A 22,298-nucleotide genomic window follows, 5' to 3' on the forward strand; every position below is an offset into this window, starting at 1 on the left:
GCGGGTCACCCTGCCCGACCCGGCCGCCCGGTACACTGCTCAGTTGAGATGAGTGGCTGGAATGTGATCGTGATCGGTGGTGGACACGCGGGCCTGGAAGCGGCGTGGGCCGCCGCGAAGTTCTCCCGCGTGGCCCTGCTGATCGGCAACCCCGCCACGGTGGGCCGCATGCCCTGCAACCCGGCGGTGGGCGGCCCCGGCAAGAGCCAGCTGGTGTTCGAGCTGCAGGCCATGGGCGGCCTGATGGGCCGGCTGGCCGACGAGACCGCCATCCACACCCGCGTGCTGAACGCCAGCAAGGGCCCGGCCGTGCAGTCCCTGCGCGTGCAGAACGAACGGGACGCCTACGCCGAGCGGGCGCAGGACGTGATCTTCGGTCACCCGAACATCGACATCCTGCGCGGCGAGGCCGCCGACCTGGAAAGCGACGGGCGGGGCGGCTGGCTGGTCGTCACCACCGACGGGCGCCGGCTCGCGGCCCGCAGCGTGGTCGTGGCGGCCGGGACCTTCATGCGCGGCGTCACCTGGTACGGGCGGCAGTCCCGCGCCGAGGGCCGTCAGGGCGAGCCACCCTCGCGCTTCCTGTCCGCGCCGCTGGCCCGCGCCGGGCACGTCCTGAAACGCTTCAAGACCGGCACACCGCCCCGCGTGCGTGCCGACGCCGTGAACTTCGCCGAGCTGCTGGAAATTCCTGCCGACCCCAGCCCGCGCGGTTTCACGGGTACGCCCGGCCCGCGCGCCGCCGAGTCGCCCACCTGGCAGACCCACACGACCGCCGAGACGCACCGCCTGATTCACGAGAACATCCACGAGTCGCCCATGTACGCCGGGGACATCGAGGGCCTGGGGCCGCGTTACTGCCCCAGCATCGAGGACAAGGTCGTGCGCTTCGCCCACCACGACCGGCACCTACTGTTCGTGGAGCCGGATGGCGTGCAGACCAGCGAGGTGTACCTCCAGGGCTTCAGCTCCTCGCTGCCGCCGCACCTGCAGGACGCGCTGGTGCGCACGCTGCCGGGGTTCGAGCGGGCCGTGATCCAGCGCTACGCCTACGCCGTCGAGTACGACGTGGTGGATTCCCTGGAACTGACCCTGAACCTGGAATCGAAGCGGATGCCGGGCGTGTTCACGGCCGGGCAGATCAACGGCACGAGCGGCTACGAGGAGGCGGCCGCGCAGGGATTGATCGCCGGGACCGCCGCCGCCCGCCGCGCCAGGGGAGAGGCTGAGCAGTTCATCGGGCGGGAGACCGGGTACATCGGGGTGCTGCTGGACGAACTGGTGTTCAAGGGCAGCAACGAGCCGTACCGCATGATGACCAGTCGCGTCGAGCACCGCCTGCTGGTGCGGCAGGACAACGCCGACGAGCGCATGACGCCCATCGGGCACGCGCTGGGACTGGTGGACGCCGCCGAGGTCGCGCGGGTCGAGGCGAAGTACGCCCGCGTGCAGGCCGGGATCGACGCGCTCGCCGCGCAGCGGGCGCAGGGGCAGACCGGGGACGCGTGGCTGCGCCGCCCGGAATTCACGCTGCCGGACGTGGAGGCGCTGGGCGTGACCCTGCCGGAGCTCTCGGCCGCCGAGCGTGAGGCGGTCGAGATCCGCGTGAAGTACGCCGGCTACATCCGCCGCGCCGAGATTCAGCTGCGGGCCGAGGACCGCTCACGCGACCTGAGCCTGGGCGGCGTGGATTTTGCGGCCATCGCGTCGCTGTCGAACGAGGCGCGTGAGAAGCTGGTGCGCCTGCAGCCGCAGACAGTCGAGCAGGCCAGCCGTATCTCCGGGGTGCGCCACGCCGACATCAGTGCGCTGCTGGTGCACCTGAAGGGGCGGGGTGTTTCACGGGAAACCTGACGGTGAAACACGCCGGGCGGGGCGCACCGAAGGGGGCGCCCCGCCCGGCGTGTTCCTGCTTGACGCCCCGGATGTTTCACGGGAAACTTGACGGTGAAACAGGGGCGCGCTGTTGAGAGGCAGGCAGGCCCGGCTGGAGGTTCCCATCACAGACACGCATTCCACCCCCACGACCACACCGCCCGGCTCCCTGAACGCCTTTCACCAGGGCCTGCTGCTGGGCATCCTGATCGGCGAGGGCTCCTTCGGCGGGGACGGCAAGCAGCCGCAGATCACGCTGCGGATGCACACCCGCCACCAGCGGCTGTTCGAGCGCCTGCTGGAACTGGTGCCCGGCTCGAAACTGTACGGGCCGTATGACCACGGCGGCAGACGGTATTTTCAGTGGATGGCACGCGGACAGGTGCTGCGCGACACGCTGCTGCCCATGCTGGACGCCCTGCCGCTGGAGGACACCGATGAATACGTATACGAGAGGTACCAGGAAATGAAACTCAGGTACAGCCTGTGACCCCCGAAGGCGAGGCGCTGCTGCGCCAGGGCGCCGCCGAACTGGGCCTGAACGTGGACGCGCAGGTGCCGGCCTTCGCCGCGCTGCTCGACCTGCTGGTCGACGCGAACAGCCGCGTGAACCTGACCGCCCTGAAAACCGAGCCGGACATCATCCTGAAGCACTTCGTGGATTCGCTCAGCTGCCTGCGCGGCGGACACCTGGACGGCGCGGACCTGCGCGTGCTGGACATCGGCACCGGAGCGGGCTTCCCGACGCTGCCGCTGGCGATCATGAACCTGCAGACGGACTTCACGCCGCTGGACTCCATCCGCAAGAAGATCGACTTCGTGCGGGCCGCCGCCGCCGCCCTGAACCTGACCAACGTCACCCCACAGGTGGGCCGCGCCGAGACGCTGGGCCGCGACCCCGACCACCGCGAGCGCTACGACCGGGTGGTGTGCCGCGCCGTGGCCGCCCTGCCCATCCTGGCGGAACTGGGCCTGCCCCTGCTGAAGGCGGGCGGACGACTGGTCGCGCAAAAAGGACCCATCAGCGAGGACGAACTGCGCGCCGGCCGCCGCGCCGCCGGGGAAGTCGGGGGCCGCCTGACCGTCGTGGACGCCTTCACGCTGCCCGTGCTGGGCGACGCCCGCACCCTGGTCGTGATCGAGAAGACCGGCCCCACCCCCGCGAAGTACCCCAGGCGTGAGGGCGTGCCCAACCAGCAACCGCTATTCTGGACGGCACGGTGACACGCATGCGACTTCCGGACAACCCTACCCACGCTGCGGCGGCCCCATGCACCCGGACGGACGCATGAAGGTTCTCGGCGTGGTCAACCAGAAAGGCGGGGTCGGCAAGACCACCACCGCCGTGAACCTCGCCGCGTACCTCGCCGCCGGGGGCAAGCGGGTGCTGCTGCTCGACATGGACCCACAGGGCAACGCCACCAGCGGCCTGGGCCTGCGCGGCGCGACCCAGGGCCTGTACGAGGCGCTGGGCGAACCGGCCCGCGCCGGGGAATTCACGCTGGACACCGCCCAGGCGGGCCTGCGGGTCCTGCCCGCCACGCCCGACCTGGCCGGGGCCGGTGTGGAACTCGCCGAGGACCCCGACGCCCTGAGCCGCCTGCTCGCCAGCGTGAGCGGCTACGACGTGGTCCTGATCGACGCGCCGCCCAGCCTGGGCCCGCTGACCGTGAACGTCCTGGCCGCCTCGGACGCGCTGCTGATTCCCCTGCAGGCCGAGTACTACGCCCTGGAGGGTCTGGCCGGCATGATGGAAACCGTCGAGCGCGTGCAGGGCGGCCTGAACCCCCGCCTGAAGGTGCTGGGCGTCGTGCTGACCATGTTCGACGGCCGGACGAACCTCTCGCAGGAAGTCGAGAGCATGGTCCGGCAGCACTTCGGGGAACTGGTGTTCTGGTCGGTCGTGCCGCGCAACGTGCGCCTGTCGGAGGCGCCCAGTTACGCCAAACCCATCAACGCCTTCGCGCCGCTGTCGGCGGGCGCGGCGGCCTACAAACGCCTGAGCGAGGAGGTGATGCAACGTGTCGAGAAAATCTAGCCTCGGACGCGGCCTGGACGCCCTGCTGGCCCGCCCCGCCGAGCCGCAACCCGAGGCGGGCGGCCCGCAGGTGCAGACCCTGAAGATCGAGCAGATCGTGCAGGCCGCCTACCAGCCCCGGCAGGTGTTCGCGCCGGAGGCCCTCGCGGAACTCGCCCAGAGCATCCGCGACAAGGGCGTGCTGCAACCCCTGCTGGTCCGCCCGCGTGCCGAGCACTTCGAGATCGTCGCCGGGGAACGCCGCTGGCGCGCCAGCCAGCTGGCCGGACTGACCGAACTGCCCGTCATCATCCGCGACCTCGGAGACCGAGAGGCGCTGGAAATCGCCATTGTCGAGAACCTCCAGCGCGAGGACCTCGGCCCGCTGGAAGAGGCCCGCGCGTACCAGACCCTGATGGAACAGGGCCTGAACCAGGAGGGCGTGGCGCAGGCGGTCGGCAAGAGCCGCAGCGCCGTGTCGAACGCCCTGCGCCTCCTGACCCTGCCCGAGGCCGCGCTGCGGGCGCTGGACGCCGGGCAGATCAGCGCCGGGCACGCCCGCGCGATCCTCTCGCAACCCGACACGGACCGTGCCTGGGCCCTCGAGCAGATCACCAGCCGCAACCTGAGCGTCCGCGACGCCGAGGCCCTGAAACGCGAACGCCGCGCCGACACGCCCGTCAGGGTGAACCCGCCGCGCGCGTACCGGCAGCTGGAACTGGACCTGAGCCGCCGCACCGGCACCCGCGTGCGCATCACGGGCGAGGATAAGGGGCGTGTCGAACTGAACTTCGGGTCCCGCGAGGAACTCGACCGCCTGCTGAACCTGCTGGGCTACGCCGAGGAATAGGCCGGGTGGTGAACAGGGAAGGGGCCGCGTCATATGGCGGCCTCTTCCGGTTGCGGCTGGTCAGCGACCCACGAGGAAGATGTTCGGCCAGGGCCGGTACGTGCTTTTCAGGGTGTCCTGCTTGAAGACCTTCCCGCCGCGCAGGAAGGACCGCTGCACCTCGATCACCGCGCCCGGCGCGGCCCAGTCCACCTGACGGCGCTGCCCGGCTGGCACGCTGGCGTCGGGAATCAGGCGGTCAGCGGGAGCGGGTGTGGTTTTCAGGGTGCGTGGAGCGCCCACCTGCACCGTGAAGTCCCGCGCCTTCCCGAACACGCTGACACTCAGGCGGGATTCCTGATCGTCCCAGGTGGTCTGGAACCACAGCGCGCCGCCCGTGTCATTGGCGAACCGCAGGTCCAGGCTGGGCTGGTAGATGGTGGCGTCCAGACCCTGCGGATCGTAGTAATGCACCTGGTACGAGTGGTTCTGCCGCTGCGTGACCGGCAGGCCCGCACCGTACAGCGCGCGGAACACCGTGGTACTCACCTGACAGATGCCGCCGCCCACACCGTTCGCGGTGCGTTCCCCCGCGATGACCAGCCCGGTCACGAAACCGGCGTTCAGGGTGATCGGACCGACCAGTTCGTTGAACGACACGGTCCCCCCCTCGACCAGCCGGTCCTGAAAGCGGCTGGCACCCACGTGAATGTTCGTGACGCGCGCCGGGCTGCTGCCGTAGTAATTCGTCTCGCCGGTTCCCAGGTGCGCCGTGACGCCGCGCGACAGGAAGTAATCCAGCGTGCGTCTCGGCGCGCTCTGCGCACCCAGGACCACGTTCACCTTCACGCCACGCGGGTCCTTCAGGGCCGCGAGCAGGTTGGCGCGGGTCTTGTCGATGTTCACCTGAAGGCCGTTGCGCTGCACGACCGCCCAGCCGTCCCACAGTTCCTCGAATCGAGCGTCCTGCGGCGTGGTGGGCAGGTCACGCAGGAACCGTTGCAGGTCGGCTTCCAGACTCTCGGTGATCACGCCGCGCTGCCGCAGCAGCTCCACGCGCTTGCCGGGGATGGTCAGGGTCCGCGTGAACGGCACGGTGGTCTTCCTGCCGTTCACGAGTGCCGGCCACTGGGTTTCCACGTTGATCAGCAGCGGGGCCGTGATCCTGGGGGCCGGCACCGTGACCTCGGGGGTCGGCGTGGCCGGCGCCGGGACAGGGGAGGGGACGGGGGGAGCAGGCACCGGCGGGGAGGGCTCGGCCGGGGAGGGCTCAGTCGGTGGAGGGCCGGGCGGTGGGGGCGCGGGCGCCGGGGCGGGCGGAAGCGCCGGGATGCCGGGCGCCGCCTGCGCGGGGGTCGTCTGCGCGGGGGTTGTCTGCGCAGGGATCGTCTGCGCCGCGCCGCCGGGCCCAGCCAGCAGCAGCGCACTCAGAAGCCAGGACCGACGGGACAGGGTCATGCCCGGCAGTATTTCACGCACCGGCGAAGCTGCCATGAGCGGCGGTTCAGCCGGGCTGCAGGTCCCGCTGGCCGGCCAGTTGCCGCTCGATCTCGGCAACCGCCGCGACCGCGTGGTGACGGCCGTTCTCGATGAACACCTGGTTGGTCTTCCCGGCGAAGCCCGCGCTGCCCACCACGAACAGGCCCGGCACGCTGCTCTGGTAGTGATCGTCGAGGACCAGGCACTCGTCCGGCTGCGCCGCGAGGTTCAGGTCCGACAGGAACGACAGGTCCGGCCGGTACCCGGTCAGCGCGAACGTGAAGTGCGTGGGCAGCGCGAACAGCTGCCCGTCCGGGCCGCGCACCTGCACCCGGTCCTCGTCGATCTGCACGACCTGCGAGTTGAAGTGCGCCGCGATGCTGCCCTCCCGGATGCGGTTTTCCAGGTCCGGGCGCACCCAGTACTTGATGGTGCTCTTCAGTTCCGGGGCGCGCACGACCATGGTCACGTTCGCCCCGCCGCGCCACAGGTCCAGCGCGGCGTCAGCGGCACTGTTGCCCGCGCCGATCACCGTGACGTTCAGGCCCATGAACGGGTGCGCCTCGGTGTAGTAGTGGCTGACGTTCTCGCCGTCCTCGCCGGGAATGCCCAGGTGCACGGGGTTGTCGTAGTACCCGGTCGCCACCACCACGCGCCGCGCCTCGACCACGCCGGGCGTTCCGTCGCGCTTCTCGACCGCCAGCGTGAAGCCCGCCGGGGCGGCGTGCACGCGCGTGACCTCGGTGTACTGCTCGACGTTCAATCCTTCCCGCTGCGTGACCAGCCGGTAGTACATCAGCGCGTCGCGCCGATCCGGCTTGTCGTGCCCGGTCACCATCGGGTGATTCCCGATCTCCAGCTCCGGCGCGGTCGTGAAGAACGACATGTACGTCGGGTACTCGAAGATGGCGTTCACGACGCAGCCCTTCTCCAGCACCACGTAACTCAGGCCCGCACGTTTGCAGGCGATCGCGGCGGCCAGACCCACCGGACCCGCCCCGACAATGGCAACATCAACCAGACTCATGCCCGGCATTCTGCCAGTCCCGGCGGGCCCGGACTGCGGGACAGGCACGGTGGGCGCCGACCGGTCAGGTCAGGCCGGTGTGCGCGACCGACACGTTCCGGTGCGTGGGCGTCAGGAACACCGTGCCGGTCCCGCTGATCACGAACACCAGCCCCTCGCCGCTGCGCATGGCGTTCCGGACGCCCCGCACCAGCGGCCGCAGTTCCACCCGCAGCGACGCGGAGTACATCAGGATCATGTCGCCGTCCACGATCACCGAGTCCCGCCCGTTCAGTTCGATCACCTCGACCTCCGACACGGGCACGGGCGACTCGACCACGAAGATGCCCCGCCCGGTCAGCTTCGGTTGTCGCAGCCCATTGCCGGACAGCGCACCCGCCACGGAACTGTGGGTGTGCGTGCCGAGCTGCATGGTGTCCTGCGCGAGATAGAACGCCCGGTCATCCAGGATCATGTCGTCCCCGGCGTCCCCGGCGGACTCCGCGATGATGAAGTGCCGCCGCGTGGGTTCCGTCCAGACCTTCCCCTGCCCGGTGAAGCGCGTGGCGAAGGCACCCTCGCCCGTTCCGGCGGTCGCCATGGCGCGGCGCAGGAACCCGCCCTGCTGCTGCTGCTCCACGGCCGCCTGCACCTGCCCCACCGAGTACTGGAACGCACCCGGCTCGATCAGCACGCCACTGCCGTGCAGTTCCGCCTCCACCGTGAAGCGGCCGTCCATCTCGCGCGTCTCGTTCAGGCCGTCACTGCCCTGCGAGAAACGCGTCACGTGCGTCAGGGCGTGAATCCGCAGCGTCAGTCCGTTCCCGCGCTGCTCCTGCACGAGTTGCATGTGGCTCATGACCGGCAGTGTAGCCTGCGCCCCCGCCGCCCGCAGGCGAGTCTGACCGGGACGCCGCGCCGCCCCTTAAGCTGAGGGGACCATGACCGGCCCCCCCGAGCGCCGACCCGTTCCCCCGCCCAGCCGGGACGGGCCGCTCGTGACGCCCGAGGAACTGCGTCGCCGCGCGTACCTGCTGGCCCTGGCAGCCGGGCTGATCGTGCTGGCCCTCGTGTACACCGTGGGACACCTGCAGGGCCGCACGGACCTGTACACCGGCGTGTTCATTCCGGCACTGACGATCATGACGCTGTTCAGCGCCGGGTGGTTGCTGGCCCGGCGGTCCGTGACGGTCATCGAGCGGGTCATGTTCATCGGCATGAACGTCGCCCACCTCGCGCAGATCCTCGAGCAGTCGCTCGGACCGGACCCGAACGGCCTGGCCCTGAACGACTCGCCGTACTGGATGCTCGTCACGGTCTGCATGGTCGCCCACCTGATCTACAGCCACCGGACGGCAGCGCTGTACAGCGCCGCCGCGTACATCGTCAGCTGCGCCCTGCCGCTCGGAGCGCTGCTGCTGCAGGCGCGGCCCGTCACGGCCGAACTGCTGCGCGTGCAGCTCACGGTCAGCATCACCCTGATCTTCGTACATACCCTCGCGTGGTACCGCGGGCAGTTCGAGGCGCAGCGCGCCCGCCTGCACCTCGCGCAGCAACTGGCCCACACCGACCAGCTGACCGGACTGCCCAACCGGCGCGGCCTGTACCAGGCCGTGGAGGTCCTGCTGGACCCCGGTGCCGGCGGCGCGGTCCTGCTGCTGGACCTCGACCACTTCAAACGCGTGAACGACCGGCACGGCCATCAGACAGGTGACCGTGTCCTGATCGGTGCGGGCCAGCTGATCACGGCCACCCTCGAAGTGCCCGGCGTGGTCGGCCGCTGGGGGGGCGAGGAGTTCATGGCGGTCCTGCCCGGCACCGACCTCCTGGGCGCGCAGGTGCAGGCCGCGCGGCTGTGCCGCGCCTTCGCCTCGCACGCCTGGCCCGGCGTGGGCTGCGTGACCGTCAGTGTCGGCGTGACCGTCACCCGCCACGCCCCGGGCCTGTCCGCCGGGACCCTCCCGCCCGACTCCCTGCCCACCCTGATCGCCCGCGCCGACCGCGCGCTGTACCGCGTGAAGGAGGGAGGCCGGAACGGCTGGCACGCCCAGCGGGAGCCCTGATGCGGATTCCGGCTGTTTCATTGACAGTGCACGGCTTGAACGGTATTGGTCAACCGTGCAGGCGGAGTCCGTATGAGAGTGGGAGCTGGGCGGGTTCCGGACGTGGAGTTGGCAATCCGGTGAAGTTACGGATTGTCGGCGAAACAAACGGAATCCGTATCAGTGGCGCCGTAACGTCCGGAACGTCAGGTCGAACGCGTTCGCGGCGTCCGCCGGGCGCCTCGTCTCCTGCGTCACCACCCAGCCGCTGCCCAGGTCCGGCATGAACGTGTCCCCGTCCAGCCGCGCGTGAATCACGGTCAGTTCCAGGCGGGTCAACTGCGGCAGGAACAGCGCGTACACCTCCGCCCCGCCGATGATCGCCACCTCCGGCGCGTCCCCGGCGAGGGCCAGTGCGCCCTGCGGCGAGTGCGCCACCCGTGCGCCCGGCGCACTGAACGCCTCGTTGCGGGTCAGGACGATGTTCTCCCGCCCCGGCAGCGGCCGCCCGCCCAGCGAATCCCACACCTTGCGGCCCATGACGTTCGGTTTCCCGCGGCTGAGCGAGCGGAAGTGCGCCAGATCGGCCGGGAGGTGCCACGGCATCCCTCCGTCACGTCCGATCACGCCGTTCTCCGTGACCGCCACGATCCCCACCAGTTCAGGCCCCAGCCGTTCAGGCCCCACCCGCTCCGGCTCAGGGTGCGGGAACATGCCGCACCTCGATCCCCGCGTCCCGCAGGATCTGCTCACCGCTCGGCAGGCCCGACTCCACCCGCACCGACTCCCGGTACGCCGACTCGAAAATCACGCGCCCCACCCGCCGCGAGTTCACGATCAGCCGCGCACACGCCGCGCACGGCTCGTGCGTCACGTACAGCGTGTGCCCCTCCCCGTTCCAGTTCGCGGCCAGCAGGGCGTTCACCTCCGCGTGAATGAAACCGCTCTGACCCTGCTCCAGACTCTCGCGCTCGTTCGGTTCGCCCGCCGCGCGCCCGTTGTACCCCACCCCCACCACCCGGTGATGCCGGTCCAGAATGCACGCGCCCACCCGCACCTTGCTGTCCGCACTCCGCGACGCCCACAGCCGCGCCGTCGCCAGCCCCAGCTCATCGAAGGTCGGGCGGGTCACAGGGTCTCCCGGTGATCCTGCTGCGGCAGGGCGTACGCGTACGCGTACTTCAGCGATTTGATCCGGTAGATCACCAGAGCAGGCGTGACCCCGAGGTGCCGGGCCGCCGCAGTGACCGAGGGGAACCGCTGGGCCTCCACCTGAACGGGACGGGAATTCGTCGGTGTTCGTCCTCTGTTGGCCATCGCCAGTTTCTCCTTCGTTTCTGCACTGTGGGTGCGGCCGTGGAATGAATTGCGTTCGCCCGTTCGGGCCGAGGCGAGTTCCGACATTCGCGCCCGAGTCTCGGGGGACCGTTTCAGACCGTAATTCGGACTGTCCTTCCCCCTCTTCACCGTCAGGCGCGACGTCTCGGACATTTTCCGCCGACTCTCCTCACTGTGGGTTCGGCCGTACATGCCGTTCTTCTCACCGGGGCAGCCATAGAGACGAATCCGCTCCTGCGCACTCAGGCTCCGCATGAAGCGCGCCGAGGAGGCCCTGCGGCGGGTCAGGATCGCCTCCCGATCCGGATGGTGCCGTAACAGGTCCCCGCCGCTGGACATCCGGCTGACGTTGTACCTCAGTGGGTCTTCCTGCGCCAGTCGGGCCGTCTCGATGTCAACCGCTTCAATGAGACTGCACACCGTCACGATATGGAACGAGAAGGCCTGCGCGCCGTACTTGTTCCATGCGCGTTGAAGAAAGACGCAGTGGTGCCGCCCGCACCGCAGATCAGAACGGTGCTGCCGAAAACGACTCCGGAAGCACTCGGTGCGCCCCACGTAATACCGGCCGCTCTCACGGTGGCGAATTTCGTAGATACCTCCGGTCACGTCACTCTCCCCGTTCATGTCAGACTGAAACGGCCATCTTGATATGAGGATGCGCCTTGTATCCTTCAAGTCGGAAATCTTCGTACTTGAAATCGAAAATATCCTTGACCTCCGGGTTCAGATGCATCACAGGGAGGGGGTGCGGCTCGCGCGTCAACTGTTCTTTCACCTGATCAATGTGATTCAGGTAGATGTGCGCGTCCCCGGACGTGTGAATGAACTCACCGGGTTCAAGGCCCGTGACCTGCGCGACCATCATCGTCAACAGGGCGTACGAGGCGATATTGAACGGCAGACCCAGGCCACAATCGACCGATCTCTGATAAAGCTGACAGCTGAGCCGCCCGTCGGCGACGTAGAACTGGAACATGGTGTGGCAGGGGGGCAGGGCCATGTCGTCAATCTGCGCGACGTTCCAGGCGTTCACGATCAGGCGGCGGCTGTCCGGGGTGCGTTTGATCTGCTCGATGACCTGCGCGATCTGGTCGATGCTGCCGCCGTCCGGGGTGGGCCAGCTGCGCCACTGCACGCCGTACACCGGGCCAAGCTCGCCGTCCGGGGCGGCCCATTCGTCCCAGATGCTCACGCCGCGCTCCTGGAGCCACCGGACGTTGCTCTCGCCGCGCAGGAACCACAGCAGTTCGTAGATCACGCTTTTCAGGTGCACCCGCTTGGTGGTGACGAGCGGGAAGCCGTCGCGCAGGTCGAAGCGCATCTGCGCGCCGAACACCGAGCGGGTGCCGGTGCCGGTCCGGTCGGTTTTCACGGTGCCGTTCTCCAGCACATGTCGCATCAGATCGAGGTACTGCTTCATCAACAGCAGTGTAGAACGCTCAGGGCGACACTCTCACATGTCTGAGAAAGTGCCGCCCTGAACGCAGAAATTACAGTTTCAGAAGGTATGCCAGCAGCGCGGTGAATGCAGCGAGAGCGGCGAGCTGGCGTGCCGAACCGGAGAGAAACGCGAAGATCTGAGCGAAGGGGAGTTTCATGCCCAGTGAGTGCAGCAACAGCATGAAGGCCAGCAGGCCGAAGAGAGCCAGGGAAGCGGAGTCGGTCATGGGTACGTGTATCTCCATGCCCATTCAATTGGCGCAGGCAGGCTTAGATTGCGTGGGCAATAGTGAGGGAATGCGCTCCCGTCGGAAGGAGTGCGATCTTGAAAACGCTGTTGTGAAGGCATGGACGGCTGACTTTCAGAGGTGGCCGTCTTCTTTCATGGTGGTGCTGTGCGTCCCAGGTGCGCGGAGAGAGGCGTGTTGCCTGCGCCTGAAAGAATTATAGAACGGCCCTCCAGTTCGGAAGGAGGGCCGTTGCCAGCGGTCTGGGTTTATTTCTTCTGGAGGACGTCGACGGCGTAGTAGCAGGGGTCGTTGTCGCAGGCGGCCATGACGACTTCGACGGTGTAGTCGGCGGTTTTGGTGACTTTCACGCTGACGGCGGGAACGTCGTCGTCTTCCTCGTCGGTGGCGATCAGGTTGCCCTTGGCGTCGTAGACGTTGATGTCGAGGTCGCTGCAGTCGTCGTCGCAGACGCCGTAGATCAGGTACTCGCGGCCGCTGGTCAGGGTGTACACGAGTTCGGTGTCGCTGTCGCCCTCGTCGAGGAAGTTGATGTCGAGCATGTCGGCGTTGACGGTCTTGTAGCCCTTGCCGAGGTAGAAGGTGGTGCTTTTTTTCAGTTCGGTCTGGATGGCTTTTCTGGCGGCGGTGTCGGTCTGCGCCTGGGCGGTGGGGGCGAGGGGCAGGGTGAGCAGCAGGGTGCTGAGGATGATGCGGGCGTTCATGCGGACCTCCGGGGGTGCGGGGATGAGGATGCGGGCGGACCGCTCCAGCGTACCTGTGCGGGCGGTCAGGTGTGTGCGGGGTTGCCGCAGCGGGCCGGGTGTCCCGTTCCCCGGTTCGTGACAGGCCTCCGGTCGGGGCTGGGCCTTTAGACTCAGGTGCTATGACCAACATTCGCAGAGAGTCGGACACGATGGGCACCCTGGACGTGGACGCCAGCCGTTACTGGGGCGCGCAGACGGAACGCAGCATCCATAACTTCCCGATCGGGCGGGACACGTTCGTGTGGGGGCGGCCCGTGATCCGGGCGCTGGGCATCCTGAAGAAGGGCGCGGCGCAGGCGAACGCGGACCTGGGCGAACTGCCGCGTGACGTGGCGGACCTGATCGTGCAGGCGGCGGACGAGGTGATCGCCGGGAAACTGGACGACCACTTCCCGCTGGTGGTGTTCCAGACGGGGTCGGGCACGCAGAGCAACATGAACGCGAACGAGGTGATCAGCAACCGCGCCATCGAGATCGCGGGCGGCGAGATGGGCAGCAAGAAGCCGGTGCACCCGAACGATCACGTGAACCGCGGCCAGAGCAGCAACGACACCTTCCCGACCGCCATGCACATCGCCGTGGTGCTGGAACTGAACGAGCGGCTGTACGGCAGCGTGGGCAGGCTGCGTGACACGCTGCACGCCAAGGCGCAGGAGCATGCGGGGCTGGTGAAGGTGGGCCGCACGCACCTTCAGGACGCGACGCCCATCACGCTGGGGCAGGAGATCGGCGGCTGGGTGGCGCAGCTGGATTACGCGCTGGAGCAGGTGCGGCACGCCGGTGAGGGCCTGCTGGAACTGGCGATCGGTGGCACGGCGGTGGGGACGGGCCTGAACGCGCACCCGCAGTTCGGTGATCTGGCCGCGAAGAAGTACGCCGAGGAGACGGGCTTCGCGTTCCGCAGCGCCCAGAACAAGTTCGCGGCCCTGAGCGCGCACGACGCGCTGGTGCAGACGTCGGCGGCCCTGCGGACCCTGGCGGGCGCGCTGATGAAGATGGCGAACGACGTGCGCTGGCTGGCGAGCGGCCCCCGCAACGGCATCGGCGAGATCACCATTCCCGAGAACGAGCCCGGCAGTTCCATCATGCCCGGCAAGGTGAACCCCACGCAGTCCGAGGCGATGACGATGGTCGCCACCCGCGTGTTCGGGAACGACGCGACCGTGGCGTTCGCGGGGTCTCAGGGGAACTTCCAGCTGAACGTGTTCAAGCCCGTGATGGTGCACGCCGTGCTGGAAAGCATCCGCCTCATTGCCGATGCCTGCCTGGCCTTCAACGACAACTGCGCGGTCGGGATCGAGCCGAACATCGAGAAGATCGAGCACAACCTCTCGGTGAACCTGATGCAGGTCACGGCGCTGAACAAGCACATCGGGTACGACAGGGCCGCCGCGATTGCCAAGAAGGCGCACAAGGAAGGCAGGAGCCTGAAAGAGGCCGCGCTGGCCCTCGGGTACGTCACGGACGCCGAGTTCGACGAGTGGGTCGTGCCGCTCGACATGACGCACAGCTGAACCCGGCTGCGGGTGGGGGAGGGGACCGGCGGGTGCGGGCCTCTCCCCCGACTGCATGATCCTCCCCTGCGCTTGCCTGTAAAAAGCTGTGCTGGAGGGCGCTTTTCGGAGGGCCCGCATAGGATTGACACCCCGTGCATTCCGCGCTACATTAAAGAAATCAAGGTACACCGCCGAAGCCGCCCCGCAGGGCGGATTTTTTGTTTCAGGCGCAGGCGTGCCGGGGCTGCGTTAAGGCGTCCTGATGTGCGCGCCATCCAACCGCGCCGCCACACGCGCAAGCTGAGGGCATGAGCGACGAGCAGAAGACCGGTTACGACCCCGCGAACACCAGTCCCGCCGAGGGTCAGAGCCGCGCCATTCCCGACGCGGCCAAAGGGAAGGACCCGAACATCGACCCCGCCGCGAAACCCGAACCCGCCGAGGGGGGCCGGGACGAGGTGGAAGGCAGCGCCCCCAGCCAGTCCTGAGGCTGTGACGACAGAAGCCCCCCTGAATGTGGCCCGCCCGGACGACGAGCGGGCCGCGCTGCTCGTGTGGATGAAAGACACCCTGCGGCCCGAGTACGGCGAGCGGCCCCTGAACCCCCGGCGGGAGCCGCTGCACGAGCTGATCAGCACGATCCTCTCGCAGCGGACCACGCACGCCGACGAGGAGGCCGCGTACCGGGAACTGCGGACGCTGGGCGACTGGGACGCCATCATCGCCGCGCCCGTGGAGGCCGTGGCGCACGCCATCCGCCGCAGCAACTACCCCGAGAGCAAGGCCCCGCGCATCCAGGCGACCCTGGCCGCGCTGCGCGACTCGCCCGGCGGGTACGACCTGGAGCACCTGCGCGACCTGCCGGTTAGGGACGCCCTGAAGGTGCTGACGGACCTGCCCGGCGTGGGCGTCAAGACCGCCAGCCTCGTAGCCGTTACTCAGTCACGCTGGTTTTTTCGTAGGCATGGCTTGGATGGTGGATGTCGCGCTTCCGTTACTGGTATGAGGTTTCCTACGGCAGGCCAGGCTGATGCGGCGGCAGGATGTACACGTGACACTCGATTTTTCCCCTGAGGCCGTGCAGGCGCTCCGGACGGATGCCCGCCGTAACGACACCATCGCCTTCTCGCTGCGTGCGCAGGCGGGGAGTGAGGCGGATGCTTTCCCGGCGGTGCGGGACGCGCTGATGGCGACGGCGGACCGGCACCTGCGCCTCGCGGTGCACCAGCGCGCCCTGGCCCGTGCGCTCGAGGACGCCAGGAGCGCTGCTCGCCATGGGCCGATGGGTAAGGCTGGCTGAGTAGGAGAGACCATACGCCCTGAAGCGGGACTGACCTCTGATCGAGGTGGTCCCGCTTCAGGTTTCTTTGTGCCTGACGATGATCTCTAAGCCGAGGGCGTCGAGGATGGGGAGCCAGTGTTCCGACCTGGGATTGATCAGCGCGGTGGTGTTGAGCGTGCGCGTGATCTGCTGGCGGGAGATGTTCAGATCGCGTGCGAGGTCTGAGCGGGTCTTACCTTGTTCCTTCAGGGCCTGTTCGACCAGTTCAACAGCGTGAGGGGTGGGGTCGGCGCTCATGCCGACTACTGTAGCAGACCGTAGGCGTTAAGTGTTGACATGTAGACGGTAGGTGTATACACTGAGGTATCAGAAAAGGGGCGCAACCTCCCGCGAAGAAAGAGCGCCCCCCACCTGAAATCCCCCATCACAGAGGATCGCCATGCAAGATACCGCACCCCGCGCCACCACCCGCACCTGGAACACCGTCACCCACGACCGCATGGACGGCGCTGTCATCCAGATCCGCAAGCACACCGTCACCCTGACCCGCACGGCCGCCGGCATCGAAGCCGTCGTGGACGGCCAGACCTGCGACCTGCGCCACGCCATCAACATCCTGCGCGGCGCCACGACCACCACCGTCACCCACGAAGTCCTGGAAGCCGCGCCGATCGGCAAGGCCCGCGCCGCCCGCCTGCACCGCCTCATGGCCCGCGCCGGCGTCGTCAGCGGCCAGCACTACGCCTTCGCCGCTGCCGCGCTCGACCGCGCCGTTCACAGCCTCGCCGCCCTCACCGAACCCGACGCCCGCGCCGTGTGGGACTTTCTCACCTTCACCTTCCCCCGCATCAAGGCCGCCGCATGACCGCCCTCGAACACCTCACCGCCAGCTGCGCCGCCGCCCCCCTCACGCCCGAGGAACGCACCCGCGCCCTCCAGGCCATCGAGCAGCGCCGCGCCGTCCTCACCGCCGAACTCGCTCAACTCGACGCCATCACGGCTGGCCACCGCGCCGCCCTCGCCCCCGAGCACCAGTTCGGGCTGTCTGAGAACGCCGGTCGGAGGCGCGAGTGAACCCCGTCGTGCAGCACTGGGAACTGCGCCGCATGGACGAAGTCACCTGGGAGGTGGTGGGCGTGACCTTCACGCCCCGCAGCGGCCGCCGCGACTTCCGCGCGACCGTTCACGCCGTCCACCCGGAGGACAGCGCGATCACTGGCACCGACGGCGACTGCTACCCGCTCGAACCGTCCACCACCGGCACGGAGGCGCTGTTCATCGTCCAGGCGGATCTGGCTCTGCTTGAGCGGCAACGCAGTGGCCCCCGCGACATGCCCTGCGCGGGCTGCGGGGCGCCCGTCGTCGGCACGCCCGACGAGCTGTGCTTCCACTGTGAGGGGCTGGAGGTGAGCGCATGAAGATCGACCTGTACCGCGCCCGGCAGATCGCCGTCGAGGCGCTCGGCCCGAACGGTGACGACACCCTCGCTGCGCTCGACGCGGCGGGGCTGGTCGTCGTGCTCCGGCGGCAGCTCCCGCGCGACACAGGCGACAGCGAGGAGTTACTCGACGTGCAGCTGGCCACGCCCGCCAACGTGACCCCGATCTGGGGAGTCACCGTCACCACGCGCGAGGGCGAGGTCCTGCAACTGGTGGCCGCTGAGGGAACCGACCTGCAGATCGGCGAGGCCGTGAGCCTCCAGTCGATCATGGGCCACCGGATCAACGTCACCGTGGACCGCGGGGGCGGGCTGCTGCTCGCGGCCGTGGCGGTGGAGCGGTGACCGGCCCGGTCACGAACGGCACGGCGGTCTACAACCTCGATGACGATACGCTCCGCTGGACCCCGGACGAGCGCCTAGACGCCAACGAGTACGCCCTGGCCAAGGCCGCCGGATTCAAGTGGTGGGGCCGCACCGGGGCCTGGGTAGCCACCTGGACGCCCGGCCGCGAGGATCACCTGCTGGCCCGCGTGGAGGAGATCACGCACGAGGCGGACCCGGATGACCCGCAGGCCCGCGTGCAGCGCTTCGCCGGTCACGCGGCGGCGGCGGTGAGCAGGTCCGAGCAGCGCGTTACGGCGGCCACGCAGGGCCTCCCGCCCGGCGGCGAACCGATCAAGGTGGGCCACCACAGCGAGGGCCGTCACCGCCGCGCCATCGAACGCAGCGACCAGAACATGCGCAAGGCCTTGGAGGAGGACAAGCTGGCCGACTACTGGCGCGGCCGCGCCCTGGGGGCCGAACGCCGCGCCCGGCAGAAGTCTGACCCTGGCGTCGTGCGCCGCCGGATTGGCCGCCTGCAGGAGCAGTTGCGCGTCCACGAGCGGACCCTCGCCCAGGCCCCGGACAACCGGTACGCCGGGCGCTGGCATGAGCACCTGACGCTGCGGATCGCGTTCGAGGAGGGCAGGCTGGCCAGCCTGAACCCCGAGCCGTTCGCGCCGGTGACCGCCTACAAGAAAGGCGACATCGTGCAGCACAAGCGCTGGGGCAAGTGCCAGGTCGTCAGCGTGGGGCGCGTCAACCTGAAGCTCCAGCAGCTGACCGGCGCGACCGTCGGCTGGCAGTGGGCCGCGCCGCCCCACGAGGTCAAACCCTGGACTGAACCGCAGCCGCAGCCGGAGTGAAACTCGGCACCCCCGCGACCGTCGTTGGCCGCCTGCTCGCCCTGGAGCAGCGGGTGGCCAGCGCCACCAAGACCCAGCGAGAACTGATCGCCGCGCTGCGGCAGGAGTTGAGCACCCATGACCAGACCCGAGACGCCCTCGACCGCCACGACCACGCCCTCGCGCAACTCGACCTGCACCTCCTCGCCTGCCAGCTCGTGGGCCCACCGGCAGAGGTGGGCGGCCCGGCACCCGCAGACCGGGACGCCTGACGCCTACCTCAGCGAGACGCTGCACGCCGCGCATGAGGCAGACTGCCCCCGCTGCGGCGGCGCGTTCCCGCTGCTGTCGCACGACTTCACCGGCGAGTCGATGGGACGGGAGTGCCTGACCTGCGAGTACGCCGAGGACCTGTAGGGCCGCCCGATTCCGGAGTAACCGCACCACGAGCAGCGCCCCTAGGTCAGTCCTGGGGGCGCTGCTGCTACGGTTCGGGGACTCACCCCCAGCTGACCTCGGCGGTCACGTCTGCGACGCAGGGCTGCTCGCCGTCCCAGGCGCCCTGAGCCAGTTCACGCGCCTGCCCGTAGGTCAGGTGCGGGTACGCCTTGACCAGCTCGTTGGTGAGGCTGTGGGGACCGCTGACCTGCACGCGCCGGAACGAGTCCAGGACGCCCCAGTGGGTGAGGTCGAAGCTGCGGGCGGCGGGGCGGGTTGCGGGGATGCTGGATTCGGTCATAAAGTACGCTCCTGATCGTCTGGGACGGTGTTTTTAGCTACCCTCAGTCTGAAGGTCGGACCCTGGGAAGTAAAGTCGGATTTGGCCGAAAATGCCGTCCCAGACGTTCGCGTTCGGTTCGGCTGAACAAAAAAAAGCGGGAGGCCTGAGCCCCCGCCGCTGGTCTGGTCGGTCACGCCGCCCGGCTCACCTGCCACTGCGCCTTGGCCTTCAGGCGGCCCTGCACGACCCGCGCACGGGCGTCGTCCGCCGCCCCGCCGTCCAGCAGCGTGACCGTCACCGCCTGCCCGTCCAGCACCAGCTGACCGCCCTCGACAGTCACCAGTGCCCAGAACGTCTCGCCGTCCGGCGTGGCCGCCAGGAATGCCAGCCACGCGGTCCCCTTGCTCAGTGCACGCCCGGCGGCAGCGGCCAGATCCTTGCTCGCGTAGACGGCCTGGGGTTTCGCGTCGAGGTGCATCAGTGGGTTGCGGGCCTCGTCGCTGGTGGCCACCGCCAGGGCGCTGACGTCACCGCCGCAGGGCGGGCCGTACTTGATCACTGCGCGAGCGGGCTTGTCGGTCGTGTCGGCCTTGGGCTTCGCGGCGCGCTTGGCCTTGGCGGGCGTCGCCTCTCTGGCCGGGGCGGGCTCTGCGGTCGTCTGCTCGGGCTCTGCGGGGGCGGCGGGCGCTTCCACGACTTCGCCCTCGGGGGCAGGGGCTGCTGCGCCGTCCAGGGCCGTTTCCAGGGCATCCTCCAGGGTGTCCGGCTCGCCCTGATCGGCGTTCGCTCCCAGTTCGGCGCGGATCTCGGCGGCCGCTTCGAACGCCTCGTCCCGGCCCATCTCCTCAGCCTGGGCGATCAGGCGGCGCAGCTCGCCGGGCGTCACGCGGGTCTTGCCGTCGTTGGTGGTCAGGTGGAAGTCGGTGCTGGTGCGGGTCACGTACAGGCCCGCGGCCTTCGCTTCGGCGAGGAGTTGGTCTTTCTGGGCGGCCGTCATTGCTTTGGTCATAATCGTCTCCTTATCGTCTGGGACGGTGTTTTCCCGTTCCTCGGATGTCTGCAGTCTGAACGTCGGACGATCCGAAGTAAAGTCAGAAGAAACGAAAAAAGACCGTCTCAGACGGTCTCGTTCGGTTCGGCTGAACAGGGTCAGGTCAGTTAAATGAGCCGATGTGCCCAGCGACCCCACCCATTCAGAGAGGCATCAGCTGTCAGGCCCCTGCCACCCCCTTGATCGTGTATCAGCTCATCCATACCTACGCGCAACTCAGAGCCGCGAGGCAAGTGCGGCACAAAGTCCGCATTGAGCTGACACTATTGACCTATGTCCGCACCTATCCCTGAGCACCTGCAGCGAGGGCAGCGTATCCCCCTGGCCGCGCTCACCGCGCAGCGCAGCCTGACCGTCCAGGTCAACCTGCCAGGCATGAATGAAGCGGACCTCAGCCTGTTCGGAATTAACGAGCAGCGTCGCCTAGCGGACGACCGATATTTCATCTTCTACAACCAGCTCAGCAGTCCGGAACGGGCTCTCAGCCTGGATCTGCGACGCTCGGAATTCCATATTCATTTGGACCGTCTCCCCCCCAGCATTCACCGACTCACGGTGGCTGCCACCTCGGATAACCAGACGTTCGCAGCACTGGGCGCAGGGGAAGTGCACCTGAGTGATCCGGCGGGAGTGAAAGCTACCTTCAAAGTACAGGGCAACGTCTTCCAGGCAGAAAAAGCTGTACTCCTACTGGATTTCTACCGTTACCAGGGCGAATGGAGGGTCGCGGCCGTTGGACAGGGTTTCAACGGTGGTTTACAGGCCTTGCTCGAATCCATGGGCGGAGAGGTGGTCAATGACCCCCCGACACCGCCTGGGCTTCCGGTCCCTCCGCAATCCAGCAGCCCACTGCCCATCCAGCAGTGGCCTGCCCTCAAGTCCGTGCCCCTCTTCCCGCCTACCGGCACCACCTGCCGCCGCTGCCAAGTCAGAAGTAATCTTCTGAACCGACTCGACACCCAGGGCATCTGCGGGCGCTGCCAGCGAGAAGTGGCCGAAGGCCTACGCCAATTCCGTCTGAGGTTCGTTGATGCTTGTGCCGACAGCGTCATGGAGTACAGCGAGTGGCAGGACCTGCAAGCTGTTATCGACCGGGAACGCCTCAGTGCCCACCGGGCGCTGGAATTCGTCCGCTCTGACGCCCTGCGCTTCCTGGAGCGAATGTTCGCGCTTGCCCGAGCAGACGGACAGATCACCCAGGAAGAGGAAACCACATTTAACTGGATGGTCAAGCACCTTGAAGTGCCCACTACCATGGTCAGCCACCTGCAGCGGGAACTGGAAGAACTCAAGCAGGCCGCGCAGCTGCGTGCCGGAAACTTGCCCGCCATCCGTAGCAGCATCATGCTTGAGGCAGGAGAAATTGCCCATCTGGAATGCACTGCCACGTACCGGCACGTTACGAGCACCCGCACCCGAGACATCCCCGGCAAGCTCGTGGTCACAAACAGGCAGGTACACTTCCTCAGTCCCACTGAAGGAGGCTGGAACATCCAGTATGCAAAGGTCCTGCAGATTGAGGAACTACCGGATGGAGTCAATCTGGCGCTCGGCGTGAAGAAAGGCAACGGGTACTACCACGAGGTGCGCCAACCCGTGCTGCTCGGGGCCACCCTGGACGCACTGGTCCGCATCAACAAGCGCCTGCTGATGATGCCGCAGACGGAGCGGGCCAGCCGCAGCATTCCTCAGAAGGTCAAACTTGAGGTCTGGCAGCGTGATCAGGGCAAATGCGTCGAGTGTGGAGATAGCAACTATCTGGAATTCGATCACGTCATCCCTCACAGCAAGGGGGGTGCGAGTACCGTCAACAACCTTCAGCTCCTCTGCCGCCGCTGCAACCTGCAGAAAAGCAACCGCCTCTGAATGATACGAGGCAGCCGGAATACCCGGAGATCCCGGTGCGGACCGTCCTGCGTTCATCGCTGAAGCCACGCCTGCGGGTCATCCCAGCCGCCACTGTCGTGTGCACCCGGCCCTTCCCCGCGCAGCTGCCGCCAATTGCCGCGTACCGCTCTCGCGGGTCATGCTTCCCCACCTCTCCGGATTACATGGGCGCGTGCTACAGGGTGCGTTCCTGCGTGCTCTGCGGGTCGGACGGAGGGGGCGGCCAGGGGT

28 protein-coding genes and 1 pseudogene are annotated in these 22,298 nt (G+C 68.0%); 17 read left to right on the forward strand and 12 right to left on the reverse strand.

Annotated features, from left to right (window positions below; genetic code table 11):
- Positions 1–48: 48 nt before the first annotated feature.
- The 5 genes from mnmG to ABDZ66_RS07325 all read left to right on the forward strand — a co-directional run bounded on the left by mnmG (position 49) and on the right by ABDZ66_RS07325 (position 4,742).
- On the forward strand, positions 49–1,854 hold the full coding sequence (mnmG, locus tag ABDZ66_RS07305) for a tRNA uridine-5-carboxymethylaminomethyl(34) synthesis enzyme MnmG (protein WP_343757406.1): 1,806 nt from the start codon (positions 49–51) through the stop codon (positions 1,852–1,854).
- 112 nt (positions 1,855–1,966) lie between these two features.
- Complete coding sequence (locus ABDZ66_RS07310; protein WP_343757407.1) at positions 1,967–2,365, forward strand: hypothetical protein; 399 nt, start codon at positions 1,967–1,969, stop codon at positions 2,363–2,365.
- A complete protein-coding gene (gene rsmG / locus ABDZ66_RS07315) occupies positions 2,362–3,099 on the forward strand; it encodes a 16S rRNA (guanine(527)-N(7))-methyltransferase RsmG (protein WP_343757408.1) in 738 nt (245 codons plus the stop codon). Before ABDZ66_RS07310 ends, rsmG begins: the two co-directional genes overlap by 4 nt.
- Before the next feature lie 64 nt (positions 3,100–3,163).
- Positions 3,164–3,913: a ParA family protein gene (locus tag ABDZ66_RS07320; RefSeq protein ID WP_273990116.1), complete on the forward strand. Its 750-nt coding sequence runs from the start codon at positions 3,164–3,166 to the stop codon at positions 3,911–3,913.
- On the forward strand, positions 3,897–4,742 hold the full coding sequence (locus ABDZ66_RS07325; RefSeq protein ID WP_343757409.1) for a ParB/RepB/Spo0J family partition protein: 846 nt from the start codon (positions 3,897–3,899) through the stop codon (positions 4,740–4,742). Before ABDZ66_RS07320 ends, ABDZ66_RS07325 begins: the two co-directional genes overlap by 17 nt.
- Before the next feature lie 60 nt (positions 4,743–4,802).
- Here the strand turns inward: ABDZ66_RS07325 and ABDZ66_RS07330 are convergent, their stop codons facing one another.
- The 3 genes from ABDZ66_RS07330 to ABDZ66_RS07340 all read right to left on the reverse strand — a co-directional run bounded on the left by ABDZ66_RS07330 (position 4,803) and on the right by ABDZ66_RS07340 (position 8,065).
- Positions 4,803–6,179 (reverse strand): VanW family protein, encoded by a 1,377-nt coding sequence (locus ABDZ66_RS07330; protein ID WP_343757410.1) that lies wholly within the window; start codon positions 6,177–6,179, stop codon positions 4,803–4,805.
- A 46-nt stretch (positions 6,180–6,225) separates the two neighbouring features.
- Complete coding sequence (locus ABDZ66_RS07335; protein ID WP_343757411.1) at positions 6,226–7,227, reverse strand: YpdA family putative bacillithiol disulfide reductase; 1,002 nt, start codon at positions 7,225–7,227, stop codon at positions 6,226–6,228.
- Positions 7,228–7,291: 64 nt separating this feature from the next.
- The gene (locus tag ABDZ66_RS07340) at positions 7,292–8,065 is read right to left on the reverse strand and encodes an AIM24 family protein (RefSeq protein ID WP_343757412.1); all 774 of its coding nucleotides are present in this window, start codon (positions 8,063–8,065) and stop codon (positions 7,292–7,294) included.
- Positions 8,066–8,147: 82 nt separating this feature from the next.
- On the opposite strand from ABDZ66_RS07340, the gene ABDZ66_RS07345 reads away from it, so the two are divergent.
- A complete protein-coding gene (locus ABDZ66_RS07345) occupies positions 8,148–9,269 on the forward strand; it encodes a GGDEF domain-containing protein (RefSeq protein WP_343757413.1) in 1,122 nt (373 codons plus the stop codon).
- A gap of 159 nt (positions 9,270–9,428) precedes the next feature.
- Here ABDZ66_RS07345 and ABDZ66_RS07350 read toward each other — a convergent pair whose 3' ends face one another.
- The 6 genes from ABDZ66_RS07350 to ABDZ66_RS07375 all read right to left on the reverse strand — a co-directional run bounded on the left by ABDZ66_RS07350 (position 9,429) and on the right by ABDZ66_RS07375 (position 12,981).
- The gene (locus tag ABDZ66_RS07350; protein WP_343757414.1) at positions 9,429–9,962 is read right to left on the reverse strand and encodes a dihydrofolate reductase; all 534 of its coding nucleotides are present in this window, start codon (positions 9,960–9,962) and stop codon (positions 9,429–9,431) included.
- The gene (locus ABDZ66_RS07355) at positions 9,946–10,380 is read right to left on the reverse strand and encodes a deaminase (protein WP_343757416.1); all 435 of its coding nucleotides are present in this window, start codon (positions 10,378–10,380) and stop codon (positions 9,946–9,948) included. The genes ABDZ66_RS07350 and ABDZ66_RS07355 overlap by 17 nt, the downstream gene beginning before the upstream one ends.
- Positions 10,377–11,195 (reverse strand): NUMOD3 domain-containing DNA-binding protein, encoded by an 819-nt coding sequence (locus ABDZ66_RS07360; RefSeq protein ID WP_343757417.1) that lies wholly within the window; start codon positions 11,193–11,195, stop codon positions 10,377–10,379. Before ABDZ66_RS07360 ends, ABDZ66_RS07355 begins: the two co-directional genes overlap by 4 nt.
- A 19-nt stretch (positions 11,196–11,214) precedes the next feature.
- Positions 11,215–12,009, reverse strand: a complete 795-nt coding sequence (locus ABDZ66_RS07365; protein ID WP_343757418.1) for a thymidylate synthase — start codon at positions 12,007–12,009, stop codon at positions 11,215–11,217.
- A gap of 70 nt (positions 12,010–12,079) precedes the next feature.
- On the reverse strand, positions 12,080–12,256 hold the full coding sequence (locus ABDZ66_RS07370; protein ID WP_343757419.1) for a hypothetical protein: 177 nt from the start codon (positions 12,254–12,256) through the stop codon (positions 12,080–12,082).
- Positions 12,257–12,525: 269 nt separating this feature from the next.
- Positions 12,526–12,981, reverse strand: a complete 456-nt coding sequence (locus ABDZ66_RS07375) for a hypothetical protein (RefSeq protein WP_343757420.1) — start codon at positions 12,979–12,981, stop codon at positions 12,526–12,528.
- Between the two features lie 161 nt (positions 12,982–13,142).
- On the opposite strand from ABDZ66_RS07375, the gene fumC reads away from it, so the two are divergent.
- The 4 genes and pseudogenes from fumC (at position 13,143) to ABDZ66_RS07395 (ending at position 15,819) form a co-directional block, all read left to right on the forward strand.
- Complete coding sequence (gene fumC / locus ABDZ66_RS07380) at positions 13,143–14,537, forward strand: class II fumarate hydratase (protein ID WP_343757421.1); 1,395 nt, start codon at positions 13,143–13,145, stop codon at positions 14,535–14,537.
- Positions 14,538–14,827: 290 nt separating this feature from the next.
- Positions 14,828–15,007: a hypothetical protein gene (locus tag ABDZ66_RS07385; protein ID WP_088248993.1), complete on the forward strand. Its 180-nt coding sequence runs from the start codon at positions 14,828–14,830 to the stop codon at positions 15,005–15,007.
- A 70-nt stretch (positions 15,008–15,077) separates the two neighbouring features.
- Positions 15,078–15,449 (forward strand): annotated as a pseudogene (locus ABDZ66_RS07390) (endonuclease III domain-containing protein); the annotation flags it as partial.
- A 121-nt stretch (positions 15,450–15,570) separates the two neighbouring features.
- The gene (locus ABDZ66_RS07395) at positions 15,571–15,819 is read left to right on the forward strand and encodes a hypothetical protein (protein ID WP_343757422.1); all 249 of its coding nucleotides are present in this window, start codon (positions 15,571–15,573) and stop codon (positions 15,817–15,819) included.
- 57 nt (positions 15,820–15,876) lie between these two features.
- On the opposite strand, the gene ABDZ66_RS07400 is transcribed toward ABDZ66_RS07395, so the two are convergent.
- A complete protein-coding gene (locus tag ABDZ66_RS07400; RefSeq protein ID WP_343757423.1) occupies positions 15,877–16,098 on the reverse strand; it encodes a helix-turn-helix domain-containing protein in 222 nt (73 codons plus the stop codon).
- A gap of 142 nt (positions 16,099–16,240) precedes the next feature.
- Here ABDZ66_RS07400 and ABDZ66_RS07405 point away from each other — a divergent pair, with 142 nt between their 5' ends.
- Genes ABDZ66_RS07405 through ABDZ66_RS07430 form a run of 6 tightly spaced genes read left to right on the forward strand, consistent with a single transcriptional unit; the run spans position 16,241 to position 18,680 of the window.
- A complete protein-coding gene (locus tag ABDZ66_RS07405) occupies positions 16,241–16,666 on the forward strand; it encodes a hypothetical protein (RefSeq protein WP_343757424.1) in 426 nt (141 codons plus the stop codon).
- A complete protein-coding gene (locus tag ABDZ66_RS07410) occupies positions 16,663–16,875 on the forward strand; it encodes a hypothetical protein (RefSeq protein WP_343757425.1) in 213 nt (70 codons plus the stop codon). Before ABDZ66_RS07405 ends, ABDZ66_RS07410 begins: the two co-directional genes overlap by 4 nt.
- A complete protein-coding gene (locus ABDZ66_RS07415; RefSeq protein ID WP_343757426.1) occupies positions 16,872–17,219 on the forward strand; it encodes a hypothetical protein in 348 nt (115 codons plus the stop codon). Before ABDZ66_RS07410 ends, ABDZ66_RS07415 begins: the two co-directional genes overlap by 4 nt.
- Positions 17,216–17,584: a hypothetical protein gene (locus tag ABDZ66_RS07420; protein ID WP_343757427.1), complete on the forward strand. Its 369-nt coding sequence runs from the start codon at positions 17,216–17,218 to the stop codon at positions 17,582–17,584. The genes ABDZ66_RS07415 and ABDZ66_RS07420 overlap by 4 nt, the downstream gene beginning before the upstream one ends.
- The gene (locus ABDZ66_RS07425) at positions 17,581–18,429 is read left to right on the forward strand and encodes a DUF3560 domain-containing protein (protein WP_343757428.1); all 849 of its coding nucleotides are present in this window, start codon (positions 17,581–17,583) and stop codon (positions 18,427–18,429) included. The genes ABDZ66_RS07420 and ABDZ66_RS07425 overlap by 4 nt, the downstream gene beginning before the upstream one ends.
- Positions 18,426–18,680, forward strand: coding sequence for a hypothetical protein (locus ABDZ66_RS07430; protein WP_343757429.1), 255 nt, complete (start codon positions 18,426–18,428; stop codon positions 18,678–18,680). The genes ABDZ66_RS07425 and ABDZ66_RS07430 overlap by 4 nt, the downstream gene beginning before the upstream one ends.
- A gap of 227 nt (positions 18,681–18,907) precedes the next feature.
- Here ABDZ66_RS07430 and ABDZ66_RS07435 read toward each other — a convergent pair whose 3' ends face one another.
- Both ABDZ66_RS07435 and ABDZ66_RS07440 read right to left on the reverse strand, forming a co-directional pair.
- Positions 18,908–19,147, reverse strand: a complete 240-nt coding sequence (locus ABDZ66_RS07435) for a hypothetical protein (RefSeq protein WP_343757430.1) — start codon at positions 19,145–19,147, stop codon at positions 18,908–18,910.
- Between the two features lie 172 nt (positions 19,148–19,319).
- Positions 19,320–20,138, reverse strand: a complete 819-nt coding sequence (locus ABDZ66_RS07440) for a hypothetical protein (protein WP_343757431.1) — start codon at positions 20,136–20,138, stop codon at positions 19,320–19,322.
- 315 nt (positions 20,139–20,453) lie between these two features.
- Here ABDZ66_RS07440 and ABDZ66_RS07445 point away from each other — a divergent pair, with 315 nt between their 5' ends.
- Positions 20,454–22,046 (forward strand): TerD family protein, encoded by a 1,593-nt coding sequence (locus ABDZ66_RS07445; protein WP_343757432.1) that lies wholly within the window; start codon positions 20,454–20,456, stop codon positions 22,044–22,046.
- The last annotated feature ends 252 nt before the right edge of the window (positions 22,047–22,298 follow it).

This window comes from Deinococcus depolymerans (assembly GCF_039522025.1).
In the GTDB taxonomy this organism is placed as follows: Bacteria; Deinococcota; Deinococci; order Deinococcales; family Deinococcaceae; genus Deinococcus; species Deinococcus depolymerans.